Source organism: Mycobacterium sp. 20KCMC460 (genome assembly GCF_022179425.1).
In the GTDB taxonomy this organism is placed as follows: Bacteria; Actinomycetota; Actinomycetes; order Mycobacteriales; family Mycobacteriaceae; genus Mycobacterium; species Mycobacterium kiyosense.
Genome location: NZ_AP025524.1, coordinates 1255658 through 1267438, shown reverse-complemented (window position 1 = coordinate 1267438; position 11781 = coordinate 1255658). Strand labels below are relative to the sequence as shown.

Annotated in this window: 10 protein-coding genes and 1 tRNA gene; 7 read left to right on the top strand and 4 right to left on the bottom strand. The window is 65.7% G+C overall.

Going from position 1 to position 11781, the window contains the following annotated elements:
- Positions 1-75 precede the first annotated feature (75 nt).
- On the top strand, positions 76-1629 hold the full coding sequence (locus MKCMC460_RS05870; RefSeq protein WP_236980989.1) for an NAD(P)/FAD-dependent oxidoreductase: 1554 nt from the start codon (positions 76-78) through the stop codon (positions 1627-1629).
- Between the two features lie 219 nt (positions 1630-1848).
- On the opposite strand, the gene MKCMC460_RS05865 is transcribed toward MKCMC460_RS05870, so the two are convergent.
- Positions 1849-2505, bottom strand: a complete 657-nt coding sequence (locus MKCMC460_RS05865) for a TetR/AcrR family transcriptional regulator (RefSeq protein ID WP_236980987.1) — start codon at positions 2503-2505, stop codon at positions 1849-1851.
- A gap of 120 nt (positions 2506-2625) precedes the next feature.
- Here MKCMC460_RS05865 and MKCMC460_RS05860 point away from each other — a divergent pair, with 120 nt between their 5' ends.
- Together MKCMC460_RS05860 and MKCMC460_RS05855 are read left to right on the top strand one after the other, a co-directional pair.
- Positions 2626-3315, top strand: coding sequence for a hypothetical protein (locus MKCMC460_RS05860; protein WP_236980985.1), 690 nt, complete (start codon positions 2626-2628; stop codon positions 3313-3315).
- A complete protein-coding gene (locus tag MKCMC460_RS05855) occupies positions 3312-4121 on the top strand; it encodes an SDR family NAD(P)-dependent oxidoreductase (protein WP_236980983.1) in 810 nt (269 codons plus the stop codon). The genes MKCMC460_RS05860 and MKCMC460_RS05855 overlap by 4 nt, the downstream gene beginning before the upstream one ends.
- Before the next feature lie 126 nt (positions 4122-4247).
- Here the strand turns inward: MKCMC460_RS05855 and MKCMC460_RS05850 are convergent.
- Positions 4248-4331 (bottom strand) — tRNA-Tyr (locus tag MKCMC460_RS05850).
- Between the two features lie 69 nt (positions 4332-4400).
- Here MKCMC460_RS05850 and MKCMC460_RS05845 point away from each other — a divergent pair.
- Positions 4401-4892, top strand: a complete 492-nt coding sequence (locus MKCMC460_RS05845; protein WP_236980981.1) for a YajQ family cyclic di-GMP-binding protein — start codon at positions 4401-4403, stop codon at positions 4890-4892.
- 107 nt (positions 4893-4999) lie between these two features.
- The gene (locus MKCMC460_RS05840) at positions 5000-6508 is read left to right on the top strand and encodes an NAD(P)/FAD-dependent oxidoreductase (RefSeq protein WP_236980979.1); all 1509 of its coding nucleotides are present in this window, start codon (positions 5000-5002) and stop codon (positions 6506-6508) included.
- 5 nt (positions 6509-6513) lie between these two features.
- Here the strand turns inward: MKCMC460_RS05840 and MKCMC460_RS05835 are convergent, their stop codons facing one another.
- Positions 6514-7899: a trypsin-like peptidase domain-containing protein gene (locus MKCMC460_RS05835; protein WP_236980977.1), complete on the bottom strand. Its 1386-nt coding sequence runs from the start codon at positions 7897-7899 to the stop codon at positions 6514-6516.
- Positions 7900-8046: 147 nt separating this feature from the next.
- Here MKCMC460_RS05835 and MKCMC460_RS05830 point away from each other — a divergent pair, with 147 nt between their 5' ends.
- A complete protein-coding gene (locus tag MKCMC460_RS05830; protein WP_236980975.1) occupies positions 8047-9072 on the top strand; it encodes an NAD(P)H-dependent glycerol-3-phosphate dehydrogenase in 1026 nt (341 codons plus the stop codon).
- A 270-nt stretch (positions 9073-9342) separates the two neighbouring features.
- Positions 9343-10884, top strand: a complete 1542-nt coding sequence (locus tag MKCMC460_RS05825; RefSeq protein WP_238305389.1) for a SulP family inorganic anion transporter — start codon at positions 9343-9345, stop codon at positions 10882-10884.
- Here MKCMC460_RS05825 and htpX read toward each other — a convergent pair.
- A complete protein-coding gene (htpX, locus tag MKCMC460_RS05820) occupies positions 10881-11747 on the bottom strand; it encodes a zinc metalloprotease HtpX (RefSeq protein WP_236980973.1) in 867 nt (288 codons plus the stop codon). The two genes, MKCMC460_RS05825 and htpX, sit on opposite strands and share 4 nt — an antisense overlap.
- Between the last annotated feature and the right edge of the window lie 34 nt (positions 11748-11781).

Below are 11781 nucleotides of genomic sequence, written 5' to 3'. Positions count from 1 at the left end.
TGGGATTTCGCGTCGTTCTGCGGCGAAGACGCCGCTGTCAGGTCCCGATCTCACCGGCCCTGACGGAGCCCGCGCGTGACTATCGCCGACGGCGAGGGCAAACTCGACGCCGAGGTCTTGATCATTGGCGCTGGACTGGGCGGCATCACGGCGGCCTATCACCTGCGCAGCAAGGGAATCACTGACCTACTGATCCTCGAGCGCGCGTCGAACATTGGCGGCACTTGGCGCGACAACCACTACCCTGGCCTGGAAGTCGATATACCGTCGCTGTGGTACCAGTTTTCCTTCGCGCCCAACCCGAACTGGTCGAAATTCTTCGCTCCGGGAGTGGAGGTGTACCACTACCTGACCCGGACCGTCGATGAGTTAGGTTTGACGCCGCTCATACGCACCGAATCCGAGGTGGTGCAACAAATCTGGGATGATCAGTCCGGCACCTGGACTTTGCGTCTGCGCAGCGGCGAGACGCTGCGTTCGCGGTATGTGATCAATGCGGTGGGCGGGTATCTCAACGCCAAGGCGTCGACGGACCTCGAGGGCCTGGACGATTTCGAAGGAACCGTGCTGCGGCCCAACGCCTGGGACGACGAGTATGACCTGACGGATAAGAACGTCGCGATTATCGGCACCGGCTCCAGCGGCGCCCAGATCGCTGGCGCGATCTCGGGCAAGGTCGCTTCGCTGCACGTCTTTCAGCGCACCGCGACGTGGGTGCTGCCCAAGATCAACTTCACCATGCCCCGCTGGCTGAACAAGATGCTGCGCATACCGGGCGTCCTGCGTGCCATCGTCGCTGTCGGCGACTATGCGATGGACTCCCAATATGTCCCGCTGTTCCACATCATGCCCCGGCTGCCGGAGTCGTTCACCCGCAACGCTATGTCGGTGTACGACAGCTTCTATCGGCTCCTCTTCCGGTTCTGGTTGCTGGTAGCTTTGCGAGACAAGGCAACTCGCAAAGCGCTGGTGCCAAAGTCCGGCCTGCAGGCCAAACGCCCGGTGATCTGCACTGCGTACGTGCGGGCGTTCAACCATCCGACCACACACCTGGTTACCACTGCGATCGACCGTGTGACCGCCCACGGTGTTCGCACCGTGGACGGCACCGAGTATCCCGCCGACCTACTGGTCACAGCCACCGGTTACGACCTGTTCATCGACCCGGAGAGCTACCGCCCCGGCACCATCATTGGCCGCCACGGCTTCGACCTCGCCGACGAGTACCGGCGCAACGGAATACGGTCGTACAACGGAAGTGCGCGTCCGGAGCTGCCCAATCGTTGGGATCTGGTTGGCGCCCTCGGGTATCAAGGTATCGCGTGGTTCCAGTGGGTCGACGCGATCGCCACTCACGTCGTTCGGATCATCACCGAAGCCAAGTCACGAAACGCCGCCGTCACCTCGGTGACGCGCGCGGCCTTCGATCGTTGGAACCAAGACATCGCGCGTCGCGGCAAAGCCGTGCGGCTCTACTTCGACCTGGAACAGAACCGCAAGTCGAACTCCAGAACCTACTTCATCAATTCTCAGGGAGAGGCGCTGTTCTACCGGCCGCAGACCATGACGGGCACGCGCCGATTCTGCCGTCGCGCACCGGTTTCCGATTACTGCTTCGAATACCTCTGAAGCTTTCGTCACCGCACCCATCAGAGCCGAGAGACGTGCGCAGAATGACGGATCCGTTGCGATGCATGGTCCGAATCCTGCACCAGAGATTGAAGGGCAAGTGACGACAACGGTCAAGGACACGCAGTCTGGTGGAACGGCCGGACGGACATCCCCTCGGCGACCTCAATGCCCGGCCCGCCGAGCGGGGTTCACGCTGCCGATCGTGGATGCGTCCCTCTAGGACTCCCGTCGGGACTGCGCCACCTGCGCAGCGCCGTTACCCGTGATCAGCCATAGCGTCGCGATGCTCTGGACCAGTTCGTCTTTGGTGACTCTGGCCCGGCCTTCTACGAACGCCAGGATCGCATCGGCGGTGCCGCCGATGATGAACGCGGGCGCCACCTGAGCCAACGGATCGCGTTCGAGTTCGACATCGTGCACGGTACGGGCATATTCGACGAGCACCCCCGTCAGGCCGCTCATGATGTCCTCGCGGTGACGCTGCAGTGCGGGCGATAAGGCCACCGCTCCCAGCAGCACCTTCGCGCGTCGCGGATCATCGGCCAGCGTGTTCACCAGTGCGCTGACCGCCGCTACTGCCTGCACCGCCAGCGGCTCGGTCACAGTGGACGCGGTGGCCTGCAGCGCGACCACGCGCAATTGCTCGGCAATGTCGTCCACCACCGCCGCGGCTACCGCGTCGAGGTCGGAGAAGCTCTCGTAGAAGTAGCGCTTGTTCAACCCGGCTGCGGTACACAACTTGTCAACGGTGATGGCTCGCCAGTCGCCATTGGCCAAGACGTCAAGCGCGGCTGCGGTCAGCCGGGCTCTGCGATCCCGCCGACGGACGTCTGCCGACTGGCCGGCGTACGGACGGGAGGTGGCATCGGGCACCGGACGATCGTCGCACTTTCTCGTCGTCCCACCTCCCTTGACAACGCTCCGGCTCATCTGGCACCGTTCCGGACCAGATCATTCTGGTACTAAATCGTGCCAGAAATAGGAAGGAAAATCGTGCGCACCTCCCCCCAGGTCCCTCCGCTTGCCGAGGCGACGGCCGGCGACGCCGGAACATCCGTGCTGCGCGAGCTTCGTGAACTCGCGCGCGTTGCGCCGCTTCTGGCACAACGGCAGGGCTGGGACTACCTCAGGGAATTGGGCAACCGCGGACGAGACGACCAGCTCGCAGCACTGTTCGGTCGCGGCGATGCACCGGAACAGATCGACGGTGCTCTGGAAGGCCTGATCGTCGGCAAGCTGTTCGGCATCCCCGAGGCACACCTGGCCAACCCGCTGCTCAAGATCGAGCCGACCTGGCGCGGCAAAACTTTCGATCGTGCCGGCGACACCGGATTCAACCGGCTCGCACCGATCGCCCAGTGGGTGATGCCGATCATTGCACCGGGCTACCGGGGCCTGCGCCGTGTCGGCAAGGAACTCAACGGTTTTCACTTCAACCACCACCTCGGCACGGCTGCGGTCGCACCGTTCATCACAGTGCGCGCCCTGGACTATTCCGTTGCGGCCTACCGCAACCCGAGTGTGCGCACCTTCCCCATCAAGCGCACTCGCGACGAGATCGTCGAATTGACGCCGGGTCTGTATCTGGGTCGGGCGCTGCTCACCATGCCCGACGGCGAGGTACGGCTGATCGCCTACTTCGCGCTGCGGGAGTTCAGCGACGAAACTTCCGACGCGTCATGATCGGCCTACCGGGTGCGATCGCGTGCGTCACCGGTGGCGCACGAGGCATCGGCGCCGCCACCGCCGAGGAGTTGGTTCGCCGTGGTGCCCGGGTATGGATCGGTGACCTCGACGCCGACGAAGCGCGGCGCACCGCTGCGCGGATCGGCGCTCACGCTGTGCATCTGGACGTCACCGATCCCGACAGCGTCGCCGCATTCCACACCGCGGCGGGCGCCGACGGACCCGTCGCGATGCTGGTCAACAATGCCGGCATCCAGTACATGGGGCCGTTCGTCGAGCAGAAGCTGTCGCTGTACCACCGCGAGGTCGCCGTAAACCTCGGTGGGGTGATCAATGGGATGCACGAATTCCTGCCCGGCATGCTAGAGCGAGATCACGGCCACATCGTCAACGTCGCTTCGATGGCGGCGAAAGTGACCACTCCCGGGATGTCGGTGTACTGCGCCACCAAGTACGCCGTCGCCGCGCTGTCCCGCGCGGTGCGAGCCGAGATCGCGGGAACGCACGTCACACTGACGACCGTGTTCCCGACCGCCGTGCACACCGAGCTGACCTCAGGGGTCTCCCTGGATCTGTTACCGACCCGGCAGCCCGCCGATATCGCCGCAGCGATCGCCGACAGTGCCCGCCGCCCACGCAACGAGGTCACCGTGCCGCGCTGGCTGGCACCGTTCGGTCTAATCGAAGAAGTGACGCCGGAGCCGCTGCTGCAGCGCGTCAAACACCTTGCGACACTGAGGCGGCCGCCCGGGCACTACGACCCGGTCGGCCGGCGCGCGTACTTGGACCGGATCGGGCGATGACCCCGGTGGGTGACGTGACAGCCCGTTAGATCACCGGCGATCCGGCCGGCTTACTACTGCGGACGCTCCGCGGACGACGGTGCAGCGCAAACCGGCTGCGCAAGGCAGACACATGGCCAGACCTGGTGGTGGCAGGTACAGGATTCGAACCTGTGAAGCTTTCGCGACGGATTTACAGTCCGCTCCCATTGGCCGCTCGGGCAACCTGCCGCCTAGCAGGGTACAACGACCGGGTAGACAGAGCACAAACGGCCAGTACCGAAGGAGGGATACACCGCAATGGCGGACTCATCATTCGACATCGTCAGCAAGGTCGACCGGCAGGAAGTCGACAACGCGCTCAACCAGGCGGCCAAGGAGCTGTCCACCCGCTTCGACTTCCGCGGCACCGACACCAAGATCGCGTGGAAGGGCGAGGAGGGCATCGAGCTGACCTCGTCCACCGAGGAGCGGGTCAAGGCCGCCGTCGACGTGTTCAAGGAGAAGCTGATCCGCCGCGACATCTCCATGAAGGCCTTCGACGCCGGCGAGCCGCAGGCGTCCGGCAAGACCTACAAGGTCAACGGCACCCTCAAGCAGGGCATCGACAGCGAGAACGCCAAGAAGATCACCAAGCTGATCCGCGACGAGGGCCCCAAGTCGGTCAAGACGCAGATCCAGGGCGACGAGATCCGGGTGACCAGCAAGAAGCGTGACGACCTGCAGGCCGTCCAGGCGTTGCTCAAGCAGGCCGACCTCGACGTGGCGCTGCAGTTCGTCAACTACCGCTAGCTTCCGGGGCCGTCGGAGGCGACAGAGTCGAAGGTCCCTGGCCCAACCAACCGGTGGGTGCCTACTCTGGATTACGCGTCCCCGACATCGAGTGAGGTTCTCAGACGATGACCCTGACTTCCCACGAAGCCGCCCACACCCCCGCCGAAGTCGATTATGTCGACGTGCTGATCGTCGGAGCCGGCATCTCCGGCATCGGCGCGGCGTACCGGATCAAGCAGCGCAACCCGTCGATCAGCTACACGATCCTGGAACGCCGCGAGCAGATCGGCGGCACCTGGGACCTGTTCCGCTACCCCGGGGTGCGCTCGGACAGCAGCATCTTCACGCTGAGCTTCCCGTTCGAGCCGTGGACCCGTGAGGAGGGCGTCGCCGACGGCGACCACATCCGCCAATACCTGGCCGACACGGCCCGTAAGTACGGCATCGACCAGCACATCCGATTCAACAGCTACGTGCGCGGCGCCGACTGGGATTCGGCAACCGACACCTGGACCGTCACTTTCGAACATCAGGGCACCACCCAGCAGTGCCGGTGCCGGTTCCTGTTCTTCGGCAGCGGCTACTACAACTACGACGAGGGCTACACGCCCGACTTTCCCGGCATCGAGAACTTCGGCGGCACCGTGGTGCACCCCCAGCACTGGCCCGAGGACCTCGACTACACCGGCAAGCAAGTGGTGGTGATCGGCAGCGGGGCCACCGCGGTGACGCTGATTCCCTCGATGGCCGACCGCGCGGGCAAGGTGATCATGCTGCAGCGCTCCCCCACCTACATGATCTCGGCATCCAAATACGGCAAGGTCGCCTGGATCAGCCGGAAGTTGTTGCCGCGCAAGGCTGCTCACCTGGTGATCCGGTTCTACAGCGCGTTGACCGAAGCGGTGCTCTGGTTCCTGTCCCGCAAGACGCCGGGATACGTCAAGTGGCTGCTGCGCCGCAAGGCGATCCAGAACCTGCCCGAGGGTTACGCGGTCGACGTGCACTTCAAGCCCAACTACAACCCGTGGGACCAGCGGCTGTGCCTGATTCCCGACGCCGACCTCTACCAGGCGATCAGCGACGGCAAGGCCGAAGTCGTCACCGACCACATCGACCATTTCGACGCCACCGGGATCGCGCTGAAATCCGGCAAGCATCTCGACGCCGACATCATCGTCACGGCTACCGGCCTGCAACTGCAGGCCCTCGGCGGCGCCAGCCTGAGTATCGACGGCACCCCGATCAATCCCACCGAACGCTTCGTCTACAAGGCGCACATGCTCGAGGACGTACCCAACCTGTTCTGGTGTGTGGGCTACACCAACGCGTCCTGGACGCTGCGCGCCGACATGACCGCCCGCGCGACGGCCAAACTGATCGAGTACATGTCCGCGCACGGCTACACCCACGCCAGTCCACATCTGGGCGGTCAGCAGATGGCGGAGAAGCCGGCCTGGGACATCCAGGCCGGCTACGTGCGACGCGCGCTGCACGCGCTGCCCAAGTCGGGTACCAAACGGCCCTGGAACGTCCGGCAGAACTACTTCGCCGACGCCATCGACTACCGGTTCGACCGCATCGAGGAAGCCATGGCGTTCGGGCGGGCCGGGGATCGGGCGGCGCTGGCCGGCTGACCCGGTCAGGCGGATTCGCCCTGCACAATCTTCTCGCCGCAGTTCGGACAGAACTTCTCGGCGTGGTGGTGCTGGGCTCCGCAATGCGCGCAGAAATGCGGCTCCCCCGGCGAAAGCCGCTGCGGAGCAACGAGTTCCAACGGCCGGGGTCCGCCGGCTTCGTGCAGCCCGGCGTCGCGGCGCCGGCGCGCCCAAACCCTGGCCGCCAAACCGCCGGCCACCAGGACCAACAACGCGGCACCCACGATGTACCACAACAGTTTTGAGCCGCGTAGCGTCGACACATCGCCGTACTGCTGGCGCAGGTTGGCCGCGCTGGCTTTGAGGTCGACCAGGCCGGGGTAATCCGGCGACAACGTCAGGGCCTGGTCGAAATCTTTGATCGCGTCGGTGTACTGGCCCGCGTAGTAATGGGCGAGGCCCGTGCGGTAGTACTGGTCGGCAGCCCCGAGCGTGGACTTGACGGCCTTGGCCGCCATCAGCGACGCGAGGCCGTCGGCAGGGGCGACGAAGTTGAAGGCCTGCGGTTCGCCGACGGGTCCGAAGCTGTTGACACCGATCACCCGGCCGGACAGGTCGACAGTCGGACCCCCGCTCATGCCTTCGGCCACCGCGGCGTCGATTTCATAGACCGGGCTGGATTCCATGCTGGACTTCTTGCTGACCTTGCCGCTCTTGTTGGTGGGGTCCAGCGTCCGACCGGTCACCCGCTGGGTGGTTTCCGGGTAGCCCACCGCCAGCACCGCAGTACCGATGTTGACTTCGGCGTCGGTGGCGAGTTCGGACGACGGCAGGTTGTGCTTGTCCAGCTTGAGCAGCGCGACGTCGCCCTTGCCCAACGGCCGGAAATCCACCACGTTGGCAGGCACCTTGTCGGTGACCTTCGTCCCGGTGCCGTATATCAGGGTGAGACTGGCGGTGGGACTCTGCCCTGGCCCGTTTCCGACGATTGTCGCGCCACGCGACAGCCATTCGGCCACCACCAGCGGGTCGTGCCCCACCGGCGAGTCGGGGAACTGCCGCAGGTATTCGGTCGCCGCCCGGGTGATTATCAGCCGTCTGGCGGTGTCCGGATCCACGCAGTGGCCTGCGGTGGCCACCCAGCCGTCGGGATTGACAACGAAGGCCGTGCACGTCCAGGTGGCGATGATGGGGGCACTGGATCCTTCGCCGAACAGGGACAGCGTCTTGCCGTCGGGCAGCTTGACCAGGCCATACGTCTGCGCACCCAGCACCATGACGGCGGGCCGGATCAGTGCGGCCGCCCTTTCCTCCGGGTTGGACTGAGGCCGGCCCCCGTCGGCCGACGCCATCGCAGGCGCCCCCGCCGGCGCCAGGCATGCGGCAGCCGCCAACAGCGCGAGCGTCTTCGCCCGGCGTCGTCCCGACATCGTCCCCTCCTCACCATCAAGCTCCGACCCCCTACGATCCGTCGCCGCGGACACCGCGGCAAGGGGACGAAGTCCCACGCCTCGTGGCCGTAGGTATCCCGGGTGAATCCTTGGGAAATGCCCGGTTACCGCAATAGGGTGACAAACATGCCAGCTGACAAGCGCGAACCCAAAGTCGTTGTCCTCGGTGGCGGGTCCTGGGGTACCACCGTCGCGTCCATTTGCGCGCGCCGCGGGCCGACGTTGCAGTGGGTGCGTTCGGAGGACACCGCCAAGGACATCAACGAAAACCATCGCAACAGCCGCTATCTCGGTGACGAGGTAGTGCTCAGCGAATCCCTGCGCGCCACCACCGATTTCGCCGAAGCCGCGAACTGTGCCGACGTTCTGGTCATGGGTGTGCCTTCGCACGGCTTCCGCGGTGTACTCACCGAACTGAGCAAGGAACTGCGCCCCTGGGTGCCGGTGGTCTCCCTGGTCAAAGGTCTCGAGCAGGGCACCAACATGCGGATGTCGCAGATCATCGAGGAGATCCTGCCCGGGCATCCGGCGGGCATCCTGGCCGGGCCGAACATCGCCCGCGAGGTCGCCGAGGGCTACGCCGCCGCCGCGGTGCTGGCCATGCCCGACCAGCATCTGGCGACCCGGCTGTCCGGCCTGTTCCGCACCCGGCGCTTCCGCGTCTACACCACCGACGACGTGGTGGGCGTCGAGATGGCCGGGGCGCTGAAGAACGTGTTCGCCATCGCCGTCGGCATGGGGTATTCGCTGGGCATCGGCGAGAACACCCGCGCCCTGGTGATCGCCCGTTCACTGCGCGAGATGACCAAGCTGGGCGTGGCCATGGGCGGGGACCCCGAAACGTTTCCCGGGCTGGCGGGCCTCGGCGATCTGATCGTCACCTGTACCAGCCAGCGCAGCCGCAACCGTCACGTCGGCGAACAACTGGGCGCCGGCAAGACGATCGACGAGATCATCGCCTCGATGAACCAGGTCGCCGAAGGCGTCAAGGCCGCCAGTGTGATCATGGAATTCGCCAACGAGTTGGGGCTGAACATGCCGATCGCGCGCGAGGTCGATGCCGTCATCAACCACGGCTCCACCGTCGAGCAGGCCTACCAGGGGCTGGCCGCCGAGGTACCCGGGCACGAGGTGCACGGGTCGGGGTTCTGACCCGCAGCGCCTACCTGTGACCTTCGTCACGCCATGGGTGGCCATGCCTGGGTGCTCACAAAGAAAATTTGCGTTCACTATGCACCTGGCGCGTCTGGTTGCCCGCAACGGGCCACCCACCTACCGTCAGGAAGTGGTCGCCAGGCGGTCCAGCCCACAACATCGTCGTTACGGGTGACACGTATTCGCCTGTGCGCCAATGTGTTACGAGACCGTGATACTGGGCGGGATGTCGGAATGTCCCCCGCTTGACCCCGAGGGAGCCCTCCGATGCGACAGTTCGAACCATTCGCCGACGCGAATGCAGCCGAATCACGAAGCGAGCGTTGGCGATCGGTCTTACGCCACGACCTGCCGTCCTCGCTGGTGGTCTTCCTGGTCGCGCTACCGCTGTCACTCGGCATTGCCATCGCCTCCGACGCGCCGGTGCTCGCCGGCCTGATCGCAGCGATCGTCGGCGGGGTCATCGGCGGGGCACTGGGCGGGTCACCACTACAGGTCAGCGGTCCCGCCGCCGGCCTGACCGTCATCGTTGCCGACCTCATCGCCGAATTCGGTTGGGGGGTAACCTGCTTCATCACCGCCGTCGCAGGTCTGATGCAGATTCTGCTGGGTCTCAGCCGGGTAGCGCGTGCGGCACTTGCGATTTCGCCGGTGGTGGTGCATGCGATGCTGGCCGGCATCGGGATCACCATCGCACTGCAGCAGACCCACGTCCTGCTCGGCGGCGAGTCGCACAGCTCGGCGTGGGTCAATGTCGTGGAGTTGCCCGCCCAGATCGTCGGCGCGCACCGCCCCGGACTCTTCCTCGGCCTGATGGTGATCGCCATCATGGTCGCCTGGCGCTGGGTGCCGGCCAAGCTGGCCGCCGTCCCCGGACCGCTGGTCGCGATCGTGGTGGTAACCGTTGTCTCCGTGGCGTTCCCGTTCCACGTCTCGCGAATCACGCTGGACGGCTCGGTGATCGACGCGCTGACACTGCCGGCGATACCGCGCGGCAACTGGACAGCGGTGGTCATCGGGATCATCACCGTCACGCTGATCTGCAGCGTGCAGAGCTTGCTGACGGCGGTGGCCACCGACCGCATGCACGACGGCCCGCGCACCAACCTCGACCGCGAGCTGATCGGCCAGGGCGCCTCCAATCTGGTCTCCGGAGCTATCGGCGGCCTGCCCATCGCGGGCGTAATCGTGCGTAGCGCAGCCAACATCAAGGCCGGCGCCAAGACCAGCGCCTCGACAATCCTGCACGGCTGCTGGATCCTGCTGTTCGCCCTGCCCTTCGCGGGCTTGATCGAGCAGATCCCCAGTGCCGCGCTGGCCGGGCTGCTGATCGTGATCGGCATTCAGCTGCTGCAGCCGGCGCACATCGAAACCGCGGTGAAAACCGGCGATTTCGCGATCTACCTGGTGACCATTGTGGCCGTGGTCTTCCTCAACCTGCTGCACGGGGTGATGATCGGGCTGGCACTGGCCATCGCGATGACCGGGTGGCGGGTGGTGCGCGCCAAAGTGGACGCCATCGCCGACGGCGACGAATGGCGAGTGATCGTCGAAGGCGCCTGCACCTTCCTGAGCCTGCCCCGGCTGACCCGGGTGCTGGCGTCAGTGCCCGAACGCACCACGGTGACACTGCACATCGCCGTCAGCTACCTCGATCATGCTGCGCACCAGGCGATTACGGATTGGCAGCAGCGGCACCACGCAACCGGCGGAGAAGTCCGGATCGACGGCCTGCTCGAGCGCGGCCACCCGCCACGCCGGCATCTGGTGTCGCTGACGACCACCGAGGCGCCCGACGCCGCTGCCTAGGCGCCACGCGCCATCGCCTCCAACCGGCGGATGCGGTCCTCGATCGGCGGGTGGGTGGAGAACAGCGAACCGATCCGCTCACCCGCGCGGAACGGGTTGGCGATCATCAGGTGCGCCTGGTTGGCCAGTTGCGGTTCCGGCGGCAACGGCGCCAGCTGCACCCCACCGGAGATCTTGCGCAGCGCCGACGCCAGGGCCAGCGGGTCGCCGGTCAGCACCGCGCCGGACTCGTCGGCCTGGTACTCGCGCGAGCGAGACACCGCCAGCCGGATTACCGTCGCGGCGACCGGCCCCAACAGCGAAACCAGCAGCATCGCAAAGGGGTTGGCGCCGCCTTCGCGGTTGCCGCCGAATGCGCCGAACCACATGGCCATGTTGGCCAGCGCGGTGATCACCGACGCCAGCGCACCCGCCACACAGGAGATCAGGATGTCGCGGTTGTAGACGTGGGAGAGCTCGTGACCGAGCACCGCGCGCAGCTCACGCTCGTCGAGGATCTGCAGGATGCCCGTGGTGCAGCAGACGGCGGCGTTGCGGGGGTTGCGACCGGTGGCGAAGGCGTTGGGCGCGCTGGTGTCGCTGATGTAGAGCCGCGGCATCGGCTGGTGGGCCGACGTGGCGAGCTCGCGCACAATGCGGTACATCACCGGGGCCTGCAGCTCCGAGACGGGTTGGGCGTGCATCGCGCGCAGCGCCAGCTTGTCGCTGTTGAAGTACGTGTAGACGTTCATCCCGACGGCGAACACCGTCGCCAGGATCAGTGTCGTCCGGCCGAACAGAGCGCCGACGAACACGATCATCGCGGACATGCCGACCAACAACAGGAACGTCTTGAGCCTGTTGACCTGGGGATGCCACGTCATTGGTGCGTCCTCCTACGAACACGTTCAGCTTTGT